Genomic DNA, 22,656 nt, shown 5'->3' with positions numbered 1-22,656 from the left:
CCATTACATTGATTCTAATTCTACATAGATTTCATTTAACTCCATGATTAGTTGTTTAAACAACTTATTATTCTCGTCAGAGTCAATATTCTTAAAATTAGTTTTTCCCAGAAAGGCCATATAGACACTCATCAACTTTTCTTGAATTCTGTTCTCCTCTTCTCTAAAAAGATCCATATCAAAAAAATTGTCAATCCTGACTATCTCTGATTTTGGAAAGCCCTTATTTTCTATAGAAGCTTCCAATACTTCTACTACGTAAGTTGCTTCATATACAAAATTACTTTCATTAGCCATATTACACCCCATTTGTAACAGAATCAGAAGGAAGGAACTAATTAGTTTAGTTGTCAAACTACCTTCTCCTTTTTTTGGTTTTAAAGTTGAATTCAGGCGGGTACAAGTGATTCGCATCCACATAATTTTCTGCCTGTCTAGTTGTCATTGACACAGTTTTACCATTACCATAATCCAAATAGAACTCGTAGAATATCTTCCCTTTATCGAAAAATTCAATATCCATATATAAATCACCTTCTACAATTATTCCTTTTATTGTTCGATACTGCGCTCCCCTAACAAGCTTTCCATTTACAGATTGATATTTTGTCAGTTGTTCTTCTGCATCTTCATAGTACCCGTCAGTATCACCGTAAGGAACATCTCGTCTGGCCTTTAATTCCCACATTTGACCGTTTGATGTTACTATATCTACCCAATAATGCTTATTAGGCCACCATGCAATTTCTTGTTCTATATGATATTCCAAAGTTGTGCTCAAGCCTGTTTTTAAATGTATTGCTTTTGCTGTATGAATTTGGGCAATTTCATGGAACGCTAAATATATTCGATTATCTCCATTAGCATTCAACACAGCATCGGATAATTGTAAATCTGTATATTTCGTTCCATCATTCCTACCATTCAAGAAGTCCTTCAAGAAGCCGTTTAAGAGATTTTTTGGCATGTGCCCACTAGGGTCCACGTACTTCAACGGGTTATTGTTTACATACGAATACAAATTCAAACTCAGTGGATCGTTCAGTTCACCTTCGTACGTATCCTCACCAATGAATCGACCCATGCCTGGATCGTACCATCGGGCTCGCAAATACTGTAACCCTATCGTTTCATCCCAATACTCGCCAGCATAACGAAGTATATTCGGTACGGTTTGTTCGGTCGTTGATGGCCCACCCCAGATATCATACGTATACTGGTTCAATACTTGACCGGCATCATCCACGAGTCCAACCACGTCTCCGTGACCGTTGAATTGGTAGTATTCCAGCTTGCCTGTTTGCTTGTCCTGACGTGCCCACAGTTGTCCATACAAATCATAGATGTAAGCATAAGTCAATTCTGCTTTTCCAGAAGTTACACTGGCCTCAGCCATGAGTTTGGCTTCTTCATCGTAGTAATAACGAATCGTTTGGTCGCCTTCCGTACGTTCATACAACAGTCCATCTCCATTATAGCTGTAGGTTACCGTTTTGCCTTCACCCGTTGCTTTAATCAGACGATTCTGGCTGTCATACGTATACTGTGCATCCTTTAGACCGTATATCTTACCACTTCCGGTACTGTACCGGTTACCATTCGGGTCATAAGTATACGTTTCTTTTTGTGTGCCCGTTTCGGTCTGAATCCGGCTCAATTCATCGTATGTGTATTGATCGGTTTCCCCGTTCTGTGTACGAGACGTGATGTTTTTATTACCATCATATTCATAGGCGAACTGTTGCACCGCAGATGTCCCTTGAGAGATCGTGATTCCCGACAGGTCATAGCCATTGAACTGGTAGCTTGTGCTGAGACCCTTGCCAAACGACAATTTCTCCAGCAAGCTATTGGACGCATAACTGAATGTCATACGATCCACAGGCGTCGTCCCCGATGCTGCGAGTGCGTAATCAAGTCGTGTCCCATCCGGGAACGTCATTCCGTTCAGCACCCCATCTGCTGCACGATAACTGTACGTGGTCTTTCCATAATCATCAGTCATCGATGTTCTGCGGCCGATCTCGTCGTAGTAATCGCATCACCACCTGCTTTTTGGACATCAAATGTCCGATAGGGTACACCATATGTAGGGTTGCAGTAACTTTGCCTTTAACTTGAGACGACGTAAGAAAGAGCTTACATGCTTTAACAAAAAAAAGAACACCTCAAGAAATGAGCTTCCTTGAAGTGTCCCTATTAATTTATAGATATCCTAACTTGTCCAAAACCCGCTTCAACATGACTGCTGCCTGTGCACGAGTTGCATTTCCCTGAGGTTCAAATGTTCTGGCTGTCATGCCTTGAATGATTCCCTCCTGCACCGCTTTGGCAACAGAATCCTTGGACTGGATTTTGTTGCTGTCCTTGAACTTGGATAGAGTGGTAGCAGCCGAAGATTGAAGAGAGACTGTTTTCCCACCGTAGTTCATCGCACGTACCATCATAAGTGCCATCTGCTCACGCGTAATGGGGCGATCCGGCTTAAAGGTACCATCAGTATTTCCTGTAATGATTCCCGCTTCAGCAGCAGCACCGATATAGGCACTTGTCACACTACCGCTGCGAACGTCCTGGAAACGACTTGCTGCGGTAGGTTCTCCATTCAGTCCAAGGCCTCTAGCGACCAATTCAGCAAATTCCGCACGTGAAATGTTCTCATTCGGTCTATAGAAGGATCCATTGGGGGCACTAATAATCCATTTTGCAGAGAGCTCTTTAATGACTGCACTAGCCCAATGTGATGCCGTATCCTGATAGTTTACAGTACGGGTGACCGGAGCTACCGTCTGATTGCCATTTATCTGGCCTTTTATAACCATACCCCCAGCCGTACTTTTAAACGAACTAGGTACGTTGGATAACATAAGCGTAACCGGATCGATATAAGTATATACGGATGTGGCAGTAGGCGTATTTGCAGGTAATTTCATAGACAACTGGCTTTTGAGATCAAGTTCCATACGCTGATTATTGTTTCCATTAAAAGCAAACAGATATACATCCGTATTATTACCTAGCTTCTGTGCGCCCGAGTTAATAAGCATTCCATCCAATGTACCTGACGCAAGCACGGGTACCGTCTCAAGTTGCACGTAGAAGGATGGCTCGCGCACACCTGTTGATGCTCCAGTGGTTCCTACACTTCGACTCATAGCGGTTAAATCCAGATTGGAAAGAGGAACAGTCCAAAGACGATCACCATATTTCACACCAATGCTACCTGTGCGATAGCTTGCCGCAATCTGTGTCAGTGCATTCAACGGGAATCCAACATACGCAGAAGATTCACTATCGGGAATCTCAAACACAATAGGCTCCATCGTCTTACCGACCGCCGATGCGTATTCAAAGGTCTGGATTAGCTTGGTCGCATCCACATTGAATTGACGAGTAGAGCGATTATTACGTGACATCGCAGACTCGGCAGAAGCCGTATTATTGTTCATCACAAGTAAAGACTGACCATAGCTCGATGCATCTAGTTCTGTTAACCAGGCTGGAAGGCTGTTCGTCTGGCTACTGGTAGAACTATTGTTTGTCTGTTGCAACGTAAGTGGTCCAAATGCCGCTACAGTGACATTCGACGCATCCCTTAACGGCACTGCCCCAGGTACATAACTCACCGTTCCCGTCTGAGTAGCTGTCGATGTTACTGCTGAAGTATCCACTTTCAACGTCACCACAGAGCCAGAAGCTGAAGCAGACAATACAGTTGTGTTTGAATTACCAATCACTACACTGAACTGAGATGCTGTTAGTGCAGCCTGGGACTGGATTGAATCACGGAAATTAATCTGAACCGTGTCTCCCTGAAGCGTAGCCGACAGGATTTTGCCATTTCCATATGTGTACGTTACTGGAGTCAGATTGAGATATCCTGCTGGGTTATTGTTCAGATCCGTTAATCGCAATGCTCCAGGTACATATGATAACGATATATTTTGTGTATCCTTCACCGCTGAAGCCAGCGTTAACGTGACCAGATCATTTTCGATCTCAGAATCATTAACGAAGACTGGCTTACCATCGACCAGAACAGAATATTGGCTGTTGAGCGGTTTATTCGTCGTGTTCATTGGTTCATTGTAACGCATCCATAACTTGTTACCACTCACCTCAGCACTCTTAAACTCAGGTGGTTTGGTATCAATTGAATTGCGGACATAGAAGCCGCTGAATCCAGCAAGAGCCTGTCCACGTGTATCTTTTACGGGCCATGAACCTGGCGTGTATGCAACCCGAACGACCTCACCATCCGTAATTGACCGACTAAGATTCAATGTAACCACAGAGCTGCCATTGATTGATATGCTATTGATGCCTACAGCCGACTGATCCGCAGTTACACTGAATTGTCTTGCTGCATCACTTGAAGTGATATATACCGTCTCAGGATAGTACAACGTCATTGTACTGTAATACACGTTACCTTCTCGCGGCTTGGACATAACAGAATCTAAACCGTTCTCCACATCTCTTGCGCCAAAAGCAGCCGCAGCATTGGAAGACTGATCTGTAAGACGATTACCTGTAGTACCGGGTGCATATGCGATCCGCACAACCTGTCCTACCGCTACACCCGTATCCAAGACAACATATACACTGTCACCTGAGATATAAGTGGAGCTGACATTCCTCTTTTCACCATTTACAGTTACAGCATAAGTACTACTCAGCGAATTAGTGCTGTACAGCCACTCATCATACGTCAGGCGAATGGTGTTATTGCTATGCATCTTAGCATTTTTCAACACAGGTGCAGTTGTATCTGCACTTAATGTTTTAAAGGCCCATGATGTAGACCCATTAAGACCTGTAAATGTATTTCCTGTTTTATCACGAAACGTATTGGCTGGAATGTCTACCACATAATTTGTATTGCTATCCAATGCGCTCGCAGGTGTAATCAGCAATTGTCTATTGTTTGAACTATTAATGGCTGTCTTGGATGCAACGGTTGCTCCATTTGATTTTTTGAGCGTTACATTCTGAATGTAATTCGGATCAAGTTCTTTGTTGAACGTAACTGTTAAATTTCCCGTTAATGGTGCATTGGTAGTACCGTTTGCGGGAGATACAGTAGATACCATAAGGGACGTCGGATCGGATATGATATTGAATCCCCAAACATTTCCACTAATTGCACTGATATCATTCTCATTGCTATCCCGCAAATAACCTTCTGGCATTACGATGTAATATGTAGTGTTGTTGTTCCAGTTATTCGTGGGAACGATCGTAATCGTATTGGTTCCAAAACCTGTAATTCGAGGTGCTCCTGCGTTTACTGGAATCTGCTCAAATACAGTACCACCAACTCTTCCCTGATAAATAAAGAGATTCCCTCTACCTGGGGTTACCGGCTTATCGAACGTCATTACTACCTTAGTTGAAAGGGATACCATTGCTGCGTTATCAGGAACTCTACTCACAAGGGAAGTTGAGCCTAGCCCCAGAGTACTGAAGGTCCACTCTTTGTTAGTCAGTCCCGGAAATGCAGTGTTGTCCGCGTAAACAAATGATTTATTATCTATCTCTACGTAGTATGTTGCTCCCGGTAGAGTCTTGCCCAGTGTAATCGTCACTCGTAGGCCAGTAGCTGGTACAGGTGTGTTGTCTCCCGCATCCGGTGTCGTAGGATCTGTAATCGGTGGTGTGGGATCAATCACGACTTGTTCACTGGATACCAGCACCGAACCCATCGTTGTATTGTCATCCAAACGTTTAATCAAGATTGAACTTTGTGTACCCGGTGCCTTCTGAACAGGTTTATCAAAATCAATAACGAATGGTACTGAACTATCGATATTCGTTCCTTTCACCGCAGGAACAGTATTCGTTATTCCATTTGCACTTAATGCGTGTGCAGCATATGCTCCCTGTTCGACTCCACTCCAACCCGTAAGCCATCCTTGAGCCGTCAGCATAACAATTAAGATTCCGAGCATGCCTTTTCTTGCAATTCTCTTCAATTCCACTGATCTTCCCCCTTATCTGCATTTCTTCTCCTGTCTGATGTACAGACCTCATTATGTATTTCGGTTAGAGAAGGGATTTCGTTTAGTTATTTGGGGATATATTCCATAATTTTTCCTTTGTCCATGACAAGCAGTGAAATCGATGGAAGCACAAAAAAGCCCTTAATTCCTTATCGGAATCAAGGGCTTCATTACTATTGCACCTAACTTACAGACCTGCTTGAGTTTTCAAAAGGTCTACTTTGTCCACTTGCTCCCAAGGTACATCCAAGTCTGTACGGCCGAAGTGACCGTAAGCAGCAGTTTGTTTGTAGATTGGGCGACGCAGATCCAGCATACGGATGATGCCAGCCGGACGAAGATCGAAGTTGTTACGCACAAGCTCAACCAATTTCTCTTCGCTGACTTTGCCAGTTCCGTATGTATCCACGTTGATCGATACTGGGTTGGCTACACCAATCGCGTAAGCAAGCTGGATTTCCACTTTGTCTGCAAGTCCTGCAGCTACAAGGTTTTTCGCTACGTAACGTGCCGCATATGCTGCAGAGCGGTCTACTTTAGTTGGATCTTTACCAGAGAACGCACCACCGCCGTGACGTGCATAACCGCCGTAGGTATCTACGATGATTTTACGTCCAGTAAGGCCTGCATCTCCCTGAGGTCCGCCAATAACGAAACGTCCTGTTGGGTTGATGAAATATTTAGTCTGCTCATCCAGCAATTCAGCTGGAACGACAGGCAAGATTACATGTTCTTTGATGTCTTTTTGGATCTGTTCCAGTGTAGTCTCTTCAGCGTGCTGAGTAGACACAACGATTGTATCCACACGTACCGGCTTGTCACCGTCGTATTCAATCGTTACTTGCGTTTTACCATCCGGACGAAGATATTCCAACGTACCATTCTTACGCACTTCCGCCAGACGGCGTGCGATACGGTGGGACAGTGCGATTGGCAAAGGCATGAGTTCCGGTGTTTCGTTCGTTGCAAAACCGAACATCAGACCTTGGTCACCTGCACCAATGTTTTCTGTTTCACGAGCGACTTGTTCCGGGTCACGGTTCTCAAGCGCTGCGTTAACGCCTTGGGCAATATCAGCAGACTGCTCATTCAGAGAAGTCAGAACTGCACAAGTGTTATAATCAAAACCGAACTTGGCACGTGTGTAGCCAATATCCTTAATTGTATTACGAACGATGGACGGAATGTCCACGTATTCAGAAGCTGAACTGATTTCACCGATGACAAGCACTAAGCCTGTGGCTACGGAAACTTCGCAAGCTACGCGAGCATTGGGATCGTTCGCCAGGAACGCGTCCAATACGGCGTCTGAGATCTGATCGCAGATTTTATCCGGATGTCCTTCAGTTACAGACTCCGATGTAAATAGATGCCGGCCTTTAACAGACATGAAGTTTCAACCTCCCATAACTAGTAGTATGGCGATTGCCCGAACAAAACATGACAGCGATTCGTTCACTGTACCCTCGAAGCTTTCCATAATGGAATAAGGACGCAGAGTCCGCAGTACCGAAGATAAGGATTTTTCAGGTAATTGCCTCAAACGAAAATCAACCTTTCCCTAGTGGAAAAGGTTGCATACCTCAAGTGCCATCTTAACGTATTTGTCAAGACGTGTCAAACGAAATGGGGTAAGGAAAATGCCCTATAAGTGCTGCTCTGCCTGACGAATTAGCCTCTTGGTGATCTCTCCACCAACGGATCCATTCTCGCGGGAAGTCAGATGTCCCCACCCTTTATATTGCCCATAGGAGTGATCACTCACTTCACCCAGCTCAGATCCAAATTCTGTATCCGCACCAGCCAAACCTCGGCCACCATAACCCACATTGAGACCAAACTCTGCAGCAATCTCATACTTCATCTGATCCAGCATTTGACGACTTTCGGGGACCACTTTGCGATTGCTTCTAGCCATGGTTCCTGCACCTCCATTAAATGATTATCAACAGTTATAGAGTGAGCAGGAACAAGGTTGGCTAGCCGTATTAATGTTTGTTAGAACTGGGTAATCTGAGCAAATGAAATGTATGACGAATGAATAATTCCTTTAACAGCTACAAATCCTATTTCAGAGTATATCCACCACGAACCATTACGGTTAGGCTGTATTTGTTTCCTTCCAATACCGTGATCCCCCGTCCATCCCTTGGAAAAGAGAGCAGGTGATTGATCGGCGCTGCCTGCCCATTCGTCAGGTCAATCCCGTCCGTCAGATCAGCTACACCATTCGTACCCTCACTGACGATTACAGCTTTGCCGCTACGTACAATGAACTCCGCGCCAGACTTGCCGATCAGCTGTTGACCCGGCTTCACCGTTACGATCTCAACGGCATCAGAAGCGCCTGAGACCAGTGGAGGAAGTGAAGTGTCTCCACCTGTGCTACCGGAGTTCCCGGTTCCTGTAGAGCCAGTATTGTTACCATTTCCTGCATTGCTGTCCGTTCCTGTATTGGTACTACCGTTTCCAGTCGGGATCTTACCGCCCAAAGCCTGTTGGATCTGCTGATCTACGTAACTCTTCGTTACAACCGGATCGTCTGCTGTGCCTGGCTGGCTTGTTCCTGCACCAATGGCAGTATTGCTGTATACCGACCCAACCCACACGCCAACACCAATGGCGAGCGCAGCAAGGGATACTTTCATATAAGGTTTCATGTGAATCATTTTCCTCCTCTGGTAATCTATTAACTTTAACTATAGAGAAAAAATAGACATGCGACAAGCAAAACCTCGCTTCCGCAGATGTGGAAGCGAGGTCTTAGCTTTAAAATATCTTAATTTGCGTACAAATTACCGATTGTTATTGGGATTATTAGAACCCTCTTCCGGGAACTCCGGGATGATCGGTTCTTCTTTAGGCAGTTTGGATACATCGTAACTATAGCCTTGTTCTGCAAGACGAATTCGTTGACCTTCGAAAACATCATACAAGGCTACGCGATATGAGCCACCACGTATTTTATCAAATACCGTATCATCAATACTCCAGTTCAGCGTCTGGTTAATGCCTGTTTTCAGATCAGTTCCTGGTGTGATCTCTTTATCAAACACTTTACCTGACCCATCGGTTAGAGATAGAATGAGCTTGTGTCCGTATTCTCCACTATCCACAGCTTCCTCCTGTGTTAAGGAGTAGATCATCTCAATCTGTACTGCCGTTCCACCTGTAAGGTAAGCTTTGATATTGCTGCCCGAGAATTTGAACGGATACAAGTCTATGTCATTCAGAGAAGATAGAACAGATAATGATTTCGGCTGTACTTCAAATGACATGGCATTAACATAAGCCGTTGCCTCACCTTCACCGGTGACAAACTTGTTGTCAGCAACCCCTTCACCTACAATCAGACGCATATCAGATAATGTTTTTACACTCTTCGGCACTTTGGCCCAGAACGTAACGATACTCTTCTGACCTGGTCCCGGTACACGGTTTGCCTGCTTGGCTGTTGCTTTGTAGTATTGACCATCTGCTGTTTTGTAGTATCCTACCAACTTCGCAAGGCCACTTTGACGCAGAGACTTATTCGTCATCTCGAATTCGGTATATACAATATCGGACGAAGATCCCGGATACACATAGGTTCTGCGTATGCCCAGTTCTGTTTCTTTGTCTGCAGTTCCTTGAGTATAGGTTTTTCCTTCGCCTACATAAGAGAGGGGCTGAATTAAACCGGACGTACTCAGGGTAATCCAATCATTCTTTTCTTCCTCACTTACTTTCTCCTGCAAAGTTAATTCCAGACGGCTCATGTTGAGTTCAGATGGAATCTTCGTCAAGAGATAAGCTTCGGTGACCATGCCAGAACCAAGCAACTTGCCCCCTTGCGCGCTAATCAGCTTCGTATCTCCATCAATTCTAGCGGAATCAATCGTGAACATCGCTTCCAGCTCAGGCAATTGGACCGTTTTGGCTGATGCATTACGGATGGTGACCTTGGCAGCAATAATATCACTGTCTGTCCAAGGAAGCCGTTGCAAGGAGCCAACAGATACACCGAATGTACCTTTACTATTTTTAATTACCGTTTCCGTTGTAAGTCCATCTCCACTTGTTACGGATTCAGGAATAGCATAGATGCCAACCGGATAGGAGAACTCAAAGCCACTCGTGCCTCCGCCAGACGTCTCCCCTTCTTTGCTCTCATCTTTGGTTGTAGGTGTCATGGCATATAGTTTGATCTTGCTGGTATCCCCATCTCCTTGAATCGTAGTGATCAGCTTGATCGTTTTAGTCGCACCTGGCTTCAACTTCAGATCATCCAGTGCCTTCGTCTCAATGGGATAGGAAGTACCATCTTCTGTACGGATCTCTAATGCGTATTTGGGAACCTTAACTTCTTTCTTACCTTGGTTTTTAATGACCCACTGCATCGTTAGATCAAACTCTTCATCCTCACCACGGACACGTGCAGATTCCAAAAGAGTCGATACAGGTTGTCCATCAATCGAGATGATATTCGGTTGATTCGCTGCTACGTTTACATTGGTTTGGCTAGCTTCAGGAAGCTGTAATGCAGCCACTGGCAGAGCAGTCTTCTCTTCACCTTGTTCTTCCACAAGAAGTAATTCGGACTTTTCCAGTTTCAATGCTGTAGGCAATGAAGCCATTAAATTTAACGTTTTGTTGGCCTGTGCCTGAATGCTGACACTTGTACTATCCTTATCCGGAGTCAACGGATAATTCGTACCACCTGGTGTACGTAGAATCCACTTAATGTTTGGATTATCCAACAGCTTGTAACTGATATTATTCAGGTTTACGCCGACTTTGACGTATTGCTTCTTATTCTCACCTGGATACACTTTAATACCAGAGACTTTAACCTTGACGGCTGAATCACTCAAACGAACCGTCTTCGTTTTACCTACAGGTGTAGTGATGCTATATGATGCGGGAACATTGAATTTCCCCAGCGTGCTTTCATAATTCGGTTTACTGAAATCCCATTTTACAATCAGGAAGTTCAGATCACTTAATTTCACTTCACGTCCAACCTTCATAACGTATGTGAGATCCACCGTGGAACCCGGTGATACCGTCTTTTTCTCCTGATCCTTAGCGATCAGCTTTGGAGAGAAGCTTGTTCCACCTTTTGTTTTCACTTTGCTCCAATAATCGAGCATCATCATTGGTGTGCTGTCATTATTTTTATACGTCAATGTATACGTCACCGTATTCCCGTCGTCTTGCGACAAGATATTGACGTCGGTTAACTTCACGGTACTCCGTGCAGTTACTTTGACCGCAGGTACCTTAGCCAGGGTATGTACGACTTTATTCGTAGGTGTAGTCTGTTGCTTCTTTGTTGTTGCACTGTTATTGGTAGCAGGTTTACCTGAGTTAGCTGGTGTACTTGCGGCAGCTACTAAGCCTCCACTTGAACTGATGAATAACATACTAGTTATCAAAGTCGTTATGACCTTTTTATGATCCACTTCCAAACCTCCCATAAGTTGCTTGTTGCTATATAGTATAAACGTTTTGGGGGGGAAGAAAGTTACGATGTTGTTGGTTTTTCACTTATGATCACCTGTTTTTAAATGTTCTTATAAGTATAAGTATTGTTCTATAAAAAAAAGGTCGAGGATATCCTCGACCTTTTTTTAAATGATAATATCTTATTGAAGATTCAATGCGAAGCTTACATTCTTAACAGAACCACCATCAGCAATACTGAACTGAACGTTTTTATTGTTAAGAGATGCTTTAGTAGCTGTACGAGTATTTACCTCAAGTACAGAAACACCTGCAACTGTATTCAATGTTGCGCTGTAAGTTTCAGAACCAATAACCACTTTGTAATCTACAGCTTGAACACCAGTTGGATAATTAACAGCTTTATTAAGTGTAAGTTTCAACTCACCATTTGCTACTGCTGCTCCACCAGTGAAGGTAAATGGAGAACCCGTTACAGCACCATCTGCTACAGGAGCAGTATATGTGCCACTAACTTCAGCTTCGTAAGGTAGAGTATCAATACCATTGATTGCATCTACAATTTGTTGAGCTGTAGTTGCACCGTTAGTAACAATAGTAGTAGAATTTGCTGCTACTGGAACTGATGCGTTAGAATCTTCTGACCAAGTTACGTCACTCAAAGAAGTAACGCCTGCAGTTTTAGCAGTCAGTTTAATACCATTAACAGGAGAAGTTGTTGCTTTTTTCGCTGCTTCAGAAGCTGTAAATGTAGTAGCAGTTAATTTAACATCTTCAACAGTACTTCCAGTAGGAGCTGCTACTGTGAATGGACCAGCATTAACAGCCTTAGTTGTGCTACCTGCTGCAACCAAAAACTTAGCGTCTTTAATTTCTACAGATACTGGTTTTTTGTCGAACGCTTCAGCCAGTTCAACTGTAACTTTATTATTAGCAATTCCTGTTACTTTATAATCTGTTCCTGCTTGAAGCGGAGGTGTGTTATCAGTTGTAAGATCTCTTACAATTAAATCACCTGTTACATCAGAAGCAGTAGTTGCGGAAGCAACATTATTGTAGAAAGTGATAACGAACTCCTGAGCGCCAGCATTATTCACAGTTCTTACTTTTGAAACCTCATCTACTCTAGGTGCAACTGCATTGCTAACATTAACAGTTGTGTTACTTGGCAAATTCAATTTAGTGTTGGAATAAGTCTCGATAGAGCTGTTAGCAAACACTGTAATTGCAGCGCCATTATTCACATCAGTAGAAGATTTCAAAGTAACAACATTATCATTAATGCTTACGGAAGACGGATATTGACCATTAATTTGGAAGTCACCGATATTTGCATTAGCAATAACATTATTGAAAGTCAATTCAAAAGTTCTGGAATCTTTTTGAACAGTACCAGTCCATTGAACCTGATTATTAGCAGCTGTTTCCAGTGGGGTTCTGTTCAAAGCTACTACTTGACCTGTTTTAGATCTCAAACCAGTAACATTCACTTCTTGAACGGAACCAGTAGGGCCAAATGTAACTGGTGTTCCATCAATGTTTTCAGGGAATGTAAGCACTACGGACTTACCGCCATTTACAGGGTTGACAGTTACTTCATTAGGAATAGAGATGAAGTTAGCATCAGCACCTGCTTTTTGGAACTTGATGTAGTAGTTAGATTTTGCTTGAACTGTAGCAAGATCCATTTCACGACCAAAGTTCAAAGTGAGCTTTTTATTAGTTTGGTTATAATCTGTGAAAACAATAGTTGGGTTAGCAGTATCATTTGCTACAAAAGTACCATTGTATTCAACAAGAGTATTTTTCAAAGCAGTAGTATCTTGAACATCAGCAACTTTCAAGTTGTACGTACCACTGGACAGCGGGTTAAAGAAATTCACGTAGAAGATTTTACCAGATGCATCAGCTGGTGTTACACTTTCTACAGGAATTACATCATTACCTTTTTTAACAGTGTAGTACTTCTTATCAGATGCAGTAACAGCTTTGTCAAAACGCACTGTTACAGTTTTGTTACCACGATCACCAAATGTAGTTTCAACTACTTGTGGACGAACCAAGTCAACAGTTGCATTGATTTTATGTTCTTTCACAGCGTTAGCGTTACCGGAATAGTCTTTCACTTCTACGAACAAAGTGGACTCATATCCTGGCAGACGGTTATCTGTGTTGAATACAACTTCATAAACGTTAGAAGCGACTTGAGTTACTGTACCTGTTTTGTTAGAAGAACCAGATTTCCAGTAGAAGCTGTCGTTAGTTACAGAAGCTGGATCGATCTCTTCATCGAAAGTTACAGTTACTTTTTCCAAAGTAGCGGAAATTTCAGTCACTTTAGGACCTTCAGTATCAGCTGCTACAGTGAAATCAGTAGTTGCTGCCAAAGATTTCAGACCAGCGAAGTCTTCAATCATGGAAGTTGTCAATTTGTGAGCACCTTCAGAAATTGTTCCTGTGTAGTCACGCAAAATCACTTCACGTTGGTTAGCACCTGGAGTTACAGATCCAACAAAAGCTTTATCATCCAATTGGAAGTTGCTGCTTGATGGAGCTACAACTGGCTCAGAGAAAGTCACTTTGATAACTTTAGTTCCCAGAGCTTTAACTTCTGTTACTGTAGGCAGTACATTGTCAGCAGATGTGAAGGAAACTTCACCTTGTGGCAATACAGTACCAGTAGAAGATTTCACGTTTTTAACAACTACTTTGTAAGTTGTTCCTTGCGTGAATTTGCTGGATTCGTTCAACAACAAACGAGCTGTTTTACCGTCAGCCAACAAAGTGATGGATTTGATTCCTTTAGAGTTGTTATCCACAGAGTAGTTGTTTTTGTCAGTTGCAGTAGCTTTGTCTACTTTACCGTCAAAAGCAACGTCTACTTCTTTCAAGTTAACAGAAGAAGCGGATTGTACTTTAGTTGCAGCTTCTACAACATAAGTAACTTTTTCAGTGAAAGATTTTTCTTTGTAAGTAAATTTCACTTCAGTTTCTTTGTTAGCTTCAAGAGCTTTATCCAAAGTAACTTTTACAGTTTCGCCGTCACTGATTGTGAAAGTAACGACTTTACCGCCTTCACTTACTTCATATTTAGTAACTTTCAAGCTTTGTGCTTCGTCAATTGCGTAAGCAGCGCCTACAAGCAATTCACGGGAAGCGTTAGCTGTGAAGTTAGTGTTTGCATCAACCAGACCAGCGTTGATTGCTGCTTGAACATAACCTTTAGCCCAAGCTGGAGCAGTGTTGTTTGTTTCAGCTGGGATTTCAAGATCCAATGCACGAGTCAGGATTGTAGCCATCTCGGACACAGTCACTTTACCGTTGAAGTCGAAGATTTTCTTCTCAACGTTTTTACCTTCCATGATACCAGCAGCAGTTACTGCTTCGATGTAAGGTACAGCCCAGTTTTTAGCTGTGTAGTTTTTGTCAGTGTAAGAAAGAGTTCCAGTGATCTCTTTCAGACCCAGCAATTTAGTGATAACTTTTGCAAACTCAGCGCGAGTCATGTCTTTGTCAAGACCTGCTGTACCATCCGGATAACCGTTGAAGATACCTTTTGCTTTCAATGCATCAAACTGTTGTTGCGGGGAAACTGCTGTGTCACCGAATGCTACAGATGCAAACATTGAGAATGCCATTGCTGTAGACAATGCTACGGATAAAATTTTCTTCATAACCTTTTTTTCTCCTCCTTGGGCGTTCATAACATTTGAATTTTCTTTTTTAATAGGGTCGCTCGTATTCCTCATATATTGTTGCACCCCCTTTCCAGAGTTGTGAGCAAGTTAATATAAATGATGTCTGTGAGCATATCACAGAAACTTGTAAACTAGTTAATAAAGCAGAATCACACGTAAATAGAGTAGTTTCCTAATCCTACCTTACGTATTATACAATGGGTCTCTCGTGCCGTAAAGCAATTTTTTCTAAAAAATAGACAAGATTCTTCACGAGGTCATTCTTGGTAACAGGCCCAATGTTTTCGACTCTACACTTTAAACGCAGTAGATTTCAAAAAGTTGCGGATTGCACAAAAAAAGTTTTGATTTTTTTTATGTATAGGTACAGTGCGGGTATTGAAGCCATTCAAAACCTTTTCAAACCGTTGATACAGCAGCGAATCTGGAATGGTGATCTCTGGTTTGTCTGTGCTACCAACGTTTATTTATACCCGCAACTTCACCCTAGGAAGCGACAAAATTCACAAAAAATAAAATAAAAAAGCACCCCTACTGGGATGCTTCTGGTGCAGTTCTGGAAATATAAGTTATTTAATCTTCATCGCGAGTTCAATAATTTGAGCACGCATATTTGGATCGCTGTTCAATCTCAGATACATATCGTCAATTGGTTGTCTGTTCTCACGGTACGTTTTCTCATGCTTCATCGTCGTGTGAGACCATTCAATCAACTCATTCTCAGCCAGAACCAGATTGTTATACGCATCATGGAAGCCAGTGGACTGTACAAGCCCTTCCATAACTTCCTGAGAGATCTCCTGAGTCTTGCGTGTATCTTCCAACTTTTTCTCCAGAATGACTGCCTGCTTCTCAAACTGTGTCTTTGCCTTCATGTAGCCCAGCTGGGCTTTCGAATAAATCGGTTTCATTAGCTAACTTCACCCTCTAGATCATTGTGTATTTACCGTTATTGTATCTTAAACTCTAGCAAATTACAAAAATAGTTATTGGTAAAAATTCTGTTCCTTCTATTATAAAAGTACTCTATGTCAATTCATTGACAGCCATGAAAAGGACCTGCCCCTTTAGAGTAAGGGACAGGTCCTTCCTAAATTGATTCGATATATCAAATGAACTAACTCAAGGTTTTAGGGAATAGACCTGTACTTTTCTTAAGCAGCTCTACAGCAATTTTAGCAGCTTCAGCACGAGTCATATTGCCTTTTGGATTGAATTGATATGAAGGTTTCTTAGCTCCTGGAACAGTCACAGGGCTTCCCTCCATGATCTTCGCTTTTGTCACTGCTTGTACAGCTGGACGAGCATAATACTCGATTGAAGATGAATCCAGGAATGACTTGCCTAGTGCTGAAGATAACTTGCTATCATTGGCCGCAAGTTTCGCGTTCATTGCACGCGCAATCATAACAGCCGCCTCTTCTCTGGAGACTGGTAATTGTGGCTGGAAGAATCCATCACTGCGTCCTTGTACAATCCCCACAAGCGCTGCTGTCTCAATGGCTTCATAACTCCAAATCTCAGCTCCAGTGCCTTTGCCTACGTCACTGAACGTTTGTTTGGTTGGATTTATCAATGGAATATTCATTCCCTTAACCAACAATGTTGCGAATTCCCCACGTGTTGTTTGATCATCTGCACCGAATGAATTACTCTTCAACGGCTTCATCAACCCTTTGGAATACATCGCATTGAGTACATTTCTTGCCCATGGATGATTCGTGATATCCGAATAACTTCTGCTCTGCTTCATGACTTTGTAATAACCAAATTCATCAAACGGTACAGTAATCGTATGCTTCTTCGTATCTACTTTACCACCAATGGATACCCAGTTACCTGGATTTGTTTTATCTGAGTATTTGTAAACCGTAATTGTAGACCCTACATCATCTACAATGGATGGATCATAATTCAATGTTAATGTTCCCCGCTGTGAAGGTGTTAGGATACGTTCTGCAGCATAGTTGGTAAATGTCCCTTCTACGCTATAAGGAGCTAGACCGTTTGTGCCAGGTTTGTATCCATTGTCACTTTTGTTACCTAGCTCTCCTAAGCCACCATTGATCCAGTAGATATCCGAAATCAGTACAAAATCACCTGTACTTAAAGTAGATGCGAAATTACCAGAAATCGTTGGAGACACTTGTATTGGTGTTTTTTGAACATTTGTACCTCTTTCATCCGAATCAACACCGATTGAATTTCCATAATCATTAATTCGCTCTACAATACCTTTTGCTGGTTCTGCAATACCAAACAAAAGTTTGTTGTTAGGATAAAATTTCGTGATTCCTATCGAGTTCTCCGACTGAAGAACTGTCCCTTTAGGGAAGGACAACGTTAATTCTTTATTGAACACGGTGTATTTATTGGCTACTTTAGGAGCCATATACTGCGAATCTGTTGTAACCGCACTGGTGTAATACACAGTTACCGTATCATTAGTAGTTCCACCATCACGAGTAATGCTAATCTTGATTTTGTTTTCTTTGTCGGCCTTCAATCCCACATAATCCAGTATGAAACGATTGTTATAGTCAGGCCGTTTAACCGCTGCTTCTTTACCAATAAGAACCTCAGTTGCTCCCTCTGCCTCGATATCGAACCGGACAAAGTTTTTATTTACGACAATTTGATTACCTACTGTTGGCTGAGGCGCAACAATTCGATAGGACGCAGGTTCACGGACAATCTCGATTCTCTGTGTAGAGCGGGCACCTGTACTATTAATTAATTCGAGTGTATAAACTTGGGTTCCCGGTGCATCGAACTTCAAACCGCGAATCCTCGCAATAAACTGATCTTCATTACCCGCAAAGTCAGAGCCAGTTGTTTCTCCTCCAACTGATCCACTGTTGATGATATCCAGAACCGGTGTTGTATTAACGGTTTTGCTGAAGATCACCTTTGATCCAGATGTCACATTAATGTTCTGTGCACCACTACCTCGGAATACCAAATCATATTCTTTTTCACTTGTTACGTATTTGTTATCTTTGAGCACAAAGTCTGGAGTGACGGCAAAGATTTTAGTCAGTTCATCTTCCGAATATGTCGATACTGTGTTTTTATCAAAAACACTTCTAGAGTCTTTTGGAATCAATGTAGGCATGAATGTAGAAATCGTTGAATTATTCGTATCCACTACATTAATTTTCAAAATCGTGGATATCGTTCTCGGTAGCCCACCCGCATCTTCTTCAATAGCCCGTATTTCGATAGTGTTCTCTCCATAATAGATAGGACCATTTCTCTGAATCGGAAGACTGAAGTTGAAGTCTTTAGTTTTAGGGAAAGCAAGAACTGGATCTTTCACCATACTTACATCTGTCGTTGCCTTTAATTGACCATTTACAATCAACTCAGCCTTGAGATCAGTCAAGGACTTAAAACCAAGTAGTTCACCTTTAAGAGTCAGGTTTTGTGTGCCTTTAGATGAGTCAAATGTATATGTTCTACCATTCTGCAGGCTCTCTACATAGATCGAACTGATTGTAGCATATGTCAGCTCAACAACTTTTGAGAGTTCTGGTGAAACATTAGTTCCAAATGAGAAGCGGATCTGTTGCTTACCGCTCGCAAGCTTCTTAATAACGTATACTTTTTGATTGGACTCTAAGCCACTAGCAGCCGGAGTGCCAGTATATTCTGTAATATCAAGCTCATTAGCCCCTGAAGGCAGATATACAGCTTTTAGCGTCTTTGTGATCGGTCTGCTGGACTCAACTAATACAAATACTTCATCATCCTGCAACATTGTTCCGTTAATTGGAACCTTGGAGTCGATAACTCCACCCTTGTAATTAGGTAGGTAGTAAATGTTAGTAATATCCTGTGCATCCGATGAATATACGTAATTCGCTGCATATTCTGCACTGAATGTTCCTTGGGTTACGTTAACTTTAAGGATTTGATTTTTTGCTATTATGGAACCATCAGGTGTTAAATCATAGGTTGGAATCCCTTGAAACTTAACCATTCTGTATTTCACAGATTTCCCATCGGGACCTGTAATTAGTTTCTCTTCAGTTACCGTAACATCATAATCGTCAAAGGTTGTTTTTCCTCCAGGCTGTATTGTTACTTTTCCGTCTGTAGCAAAATTATTACTACCTTCCTCATACGGAATCAATACTTCACCAGATAATGTTGCAGTTGTCTTATCTGGATCTGTGAACGTTGCCGGTTCGCTTCTGCTCAATACCGATTTCGTCTCACTACCGATATTTACATTAAGTTGAACGAACGGCTTAGTTTTATCAAAATAATAAACCACACGCTCTGTTTCGATCTGATTCGCTTCACTTACAATTTTGAACTTCAATATATTTTTTCCTGGCAACAATTTCATTTGTGCCGCAAAAAAGCTTCCATCTGGCCGTACAGGTGTATCAATGTCGTCCTTACCATTAACAGACACGATCACTTGAGTTGCATTCTTCACATTACCTTGAAAATCCACTCGTTCTGTATCAACTACAGTCTCTGTACCTTCATTCAGATTGTAAGCTACGCTACCTCCCTCAGCTGAAGGATCTGTGAAGAGCGTGAAATTTTCAATAAATGGGGCAGGATCATACAAAACATAGAATGTATCTGAGCTTTCCACAGTGCTCTGTCCTTGTGTCCCGATAAATGTAATTTTGTTAAATCCGGAAAACAAACCTACACTATTTGCTGTAAATCGATTGTTACCACTGTCAGTTATGGCAGTCGTAGTCGTACGTGTCTCATCAACTTTCCATTCTTGGACAGCTCCAGTTTGGGTAAGATTCAACTGCTCTACCTTCACTTTAAGCGATGTTCCATTAACCATAGCAAATGTGCCTGTTATCGTTAATGATGATGTCGGGCTTTTATACACATTATCCCGAGTGATAAACTCACCTTTGTTAGAAACCAACGAAAGTCTAGAGCTTTCACGAATCGTTCGATCGGATGGCGTAAAATAAGTCGTAAATGAATCCGCAGCCGAAGCAACGGACCCACCGAATAGACCTTGTGGGAACAATGAGAACACCATGGTGACCAACATGATCCAGACCAACGGCCGTTTCTTTTGTTGCATTAAATATCATCTCTCCTCTTTTTAAGTCAGTTACCTTTATATATCGGCAAAAGGTTCCAATTATTTAGTAAAAATCTCAAAATAAACAAAAAACCTTATCCACAAGGGATAAGGTTGGGTCTGGAATAATATTCAAGAATAGCTGTAACCATTACATTTATCTATTTATGATTTCGAACGGGTCTCCGGATTCAGCTTGACGCGCATACGCATCAGGAAGTTAATAACCGGTCTTCTCGTTTTGCTAACAAGCCCGATGACTTCTGCTCCCACCTGGAGGAAGAACATCATTATACAGATGACCACGAACGTCACCCAGTTCGCTTCAAACATGGCGGCGGAAGATTGGATAATTGCCAGAACTCCGAAGAATGCAGCAATTCCGTATATGATCAGTACCGTCTGACGGTGACTGAATCCAAGTTCACGCAAGCAGTGATGCAGGTGACCTTTATCCGGTGCGAAAATCGGTTTCCGTTGTACCGCACGACGGATAATCGCGAAGAAGGTATCCGAGAGCGGCACACCGATAATGATCAGCGGTGTAATAAAGGACACGATAGCAATTTGTTTGAATCCCAGCATGGACAGCATCGCCAGAGAGAAACCAAGGAATAGTGATCCGGTATCCCCCATGAAGATCTTGGCCGGGTGGAAGTTGAAGAACAGGAATCCAATGATGCTACCCAGCAACACAAGGCACATCAAAGCGATCATCATGTTACCCATCAGGAAGGACATCACGGCAATGGTACCAATTGCAATACCAGATACACCGGCTGCCAGACCATCCAGACCATCAATCAGGTTAATCGCATTGGTTACACCAACGATCCAGAAGATCGTCAGCGGAATGGATACCCAAGCTTCGAGTGAAGAGTAGGAATCCTGAAAAGGAATGTTAACGAAATCTACCCGGATATTAAATCCGAATACAACGACAGAAGCAGCAACGATCTGACCAAGCAGCTTCACTTTGGCCGATAGTTCAAACCGATCATCGAGTGCGCCGATCAGTACAATAATTGTTCCACCAATCAGAAACGCGCTGACAAAACTCATATCCCGAGTCGTGAACCATGCCGATACAAACGGAAGCAATGCAGCAACTGTAATAATAAAGGCCAGGAATATCCCCAGACCACCAAGACGAGGCATGATCCGTGTGTGTACTTTACGTGCATTCGGCGTATCCATTGCGCCAATGCGGACTGCGAACTTTTTGACAAGTGGTGTCAGGGCAAGAGCCAGTCCCATTGACACGATAAATCCAATGATAAAGATCGCTACCATTTGAACATTCGACCCCCAATTATAATACCTGTACGAAATTATAAATCCCCTGATCTCTTTTTATATATAAAAAATTATTTGTTAGTCACTTTTGATGAAAAATGCAATTTGCACCAGAACGGAGAGGGCAGAAATAACCTGTAGAAGCGAAGCGTTCGCCTTTATCGCGGGATTTCAACCTTGTAAAGGTGGATAAAAGAAATCCAGAGATAACAGCGATCAAAAGGTTATTCTGACATCGAAGTGGCCGTATGCAACAACTTCCGTTTTTCATGGAGTGGCACACATGTAATCCGGAATGAATTATACGCTCATCACACCCGAAAAGCCATCCTCAATTTATAGCAAAAACACGCATTTATCTCGCAATTACCTGTTTTTAACGGACTTTCGTCACGTTTTCTTTGTCACGCATCACCTTAACAGCGAATTTCGGAAGCGCAAGCATCCGTCCAGCCCGGCTTGGTTCACGCAATAAGCGATAAAACCACTCCAGTCTTAACTTTTGGAACAGGATAGGCGCACGTTTAGTTTTACCCGAAATCACATCAAAGCTTCCGCCAACGCCCATGGTTACGGGAACCTGCAGTGCATCTTTGTGCTTGTGAATCCACGGTTCTTGGGTGTCCGCCCCACGTGCTACAAACAACAGATCAGGTGCCGCTTCCCGAATGGAAGCGATGACCTGTTCATCCTCAGCCGGACCAAAATAACCGTCGCGATAACCCACAATTCGAATCGCCGGATATTGCTGTTGTAACCGAACTGCCGTTTCTTGAATCACCTCAGGGGTGGAACCCAGCAGATATACGCCCCATCGATAGTTTTCTCCAACACGCAGCAATTCATGTAAAAGCTCAAAACCCGGCACTCGCTCAGCTACAGGATCTCCACAATAGTTCGCAGCCCATACGACACCTGTTCCATCAGGAACAATCAATTCCGCAGCTTGCATAACTTCCATAATTGCGGGATTTTCCAATGCGGCCATAACCATAATGGGATTGGCTGTAATGACCTGATGTGGTGTCTGTTTGGACAGCACAGCTTCCTGTAGAACCTTTACCGTTTCTTTCATCGTCAGTTTGGAAAAAGGAATGCCGTAGATCGAAACGGTAGGTATTGATCCGGTCTGACTCATCTTTAT

At 42.6% G+C, this 22,656-nt stretch carries 12 protein-coding genes; all 12 read right to left on the bottom strand.

Annotated elements, in window-relative coordinates; translation table 11 throughout:
* Positions 1 to 3: 3 nt before the first annotated feature.
* Positions 4 to 354 carry a hypothetical protein gene (locus MHI01_RS21735; RefSeq protein ID WP_339179861.1) on the bottom strand — a complete coding sequence of 117 codons (351 nt, stop codon included), beginning with the start codon at positions 352 to 354 and terminating at the stop codon, positions 4 to 6.
* Position 355: 1 nt separating this feature from the next.
* The gene (locus MHI01_RS21730; protein WP_340984110.1) at positions 356 to 2,005 is read right to left on the bottom strand and encodes an RHS repeat domain-containing protein; all 1,650 of its coding nucleotides are present in this window, start codon (positions 2,003 to 2,005) and stop codon (positions 356 to 358) included.
* Between the two features lie 199 nt (positions 2,006 to 2,204).
* On the bottom strand, positions 2,205 to 5,981 hold the full coding sequence (locus MHI01_RS21725) for a SwmB domain-containing protein (RefSeq protein ID WP_340984109.1): 3,777 nt from the start codon (positions 5,979 to 5,981) through the stop codon (positions 2,205 to 2,207).
* Between the two features lie 208 nt (positions 5,982 to 6,189).
* Entirely contained in the window at positions 6,190 to 7,392 is a 1,203-nt protein-coding gene (gene metK, locus MHI01_RS21720; RefSeq protein WP_105600112.1) for a methionine adenosyltransferase, read from the bottom strand.
* Positions 7,393 to 7,647: 255 nt separating this feature from the next.
* A complete protein-coding gene (locus MHI01_RS21715) occupies positions 7,648 to 7,920 on the bottom strand; it encodes an alpha/beta-type small acid-soluble spore protein (protein WP_017691962.1) in 273 nt (90 codons plus the stop codon).
* Between the two features lie 148 nt (positions 7,921 to 8,068).
* The gene (locus MHI01_RS21710) at positions 8,069 to 8,662 is read right to left on the bottom strand and encodes a hypothetical protein (RefSeq protein WP_340984108.1); all 594 of its coding nucleotides are present in this window, start codon (positions 8,660 to 8,662) and stop codon (positions 8,069 to 8,071) included.
* 135 nt (positions 8,663 to 8,797) lie between these two features.
* Entirely contained in the window at positions 8,798 to 11,446 is a 2,649-nt protein-coding gene (locus MHI01_RS21705) for a hypothetical protein (RefSeq protein WP_340984107.1), read from the bottom strand.
* 183 nt (positions 11,447 to 11,629) lie between these two features.
* A complete protein-coding gene (locus MHI01_RS21700; RefSeq protein WP_340984106.1) occupies positions 11,630 to 15,196 on the bottom strand; it encodes an S-layer homology domain-containing protein in 3,567 nt (1,188 codons plus the stop codon).
* A gap of 518 nt (positions 15,197 to 15,714) precedes the next feature.
* Positions 15,715 to 16,056 (bottom strand): hypothetical protein, encoded by a 342-nt coding sequence (locus MHI01_RS21695; protein WP_036612519.1) that lies wholly within the window; start codon positions 16,054 to 16,056, stop codon positions 15,715 to 15,717.
* Between the two features lie 206 nt (positions 16,057 to 16,262).
* A complete protein-coding gene (locus MHI01_RS21690; RefSeq protein ID WP_340984105.1) occupies positions 16,263 to 20,216 on the bottom strand; it encodes an S-layer homology domain-containing protein in 3,954 nt (1,317 codons plus the stop codon).
* A gap of 165 nt (positions 20,217 to 20,381) precedes the next feature.
* On the bottom strand, positions 20,382 to 21,509 hold the full coding sequence (locus MHI01_RS21685; RefSeq protein WP_036667762.1) for a glycosyltransferase family 4 protein: 1,128 nt from the start codon (positions 21,507 to 21,509) through the stop codon (positions 20,382 to 20,384).
* Positions 21,510 to 21,888: 379 nt separating this feature from the next.
* Complete coding sequence (locus MHI01_RS21680) at positions 21,889 to 22,650, bottom strand: WecB/TagA/CpsF family glycosyltransferase (protein ID WP_340984104.1); 762 nt, start codon at positions 22,648 to 22,650, stop codon at positions 21,889 to 21,891.
* Positions 22,651 to 22,656: the final 6 nt, after the last annotated feature.

The organism is Paenibacillus sp. FSL M7-0656 (assembly GCF_038003225.1).
Lineage (GTDB): Bacteria > Bacillota > Bacilli > Paenibacillales > Paenibacillaceae > Paenibacillus > Paenibacillus amylolyticus.
This window is presented reverse-complemented; position numbering and strand designations above follow the sequence as displayed.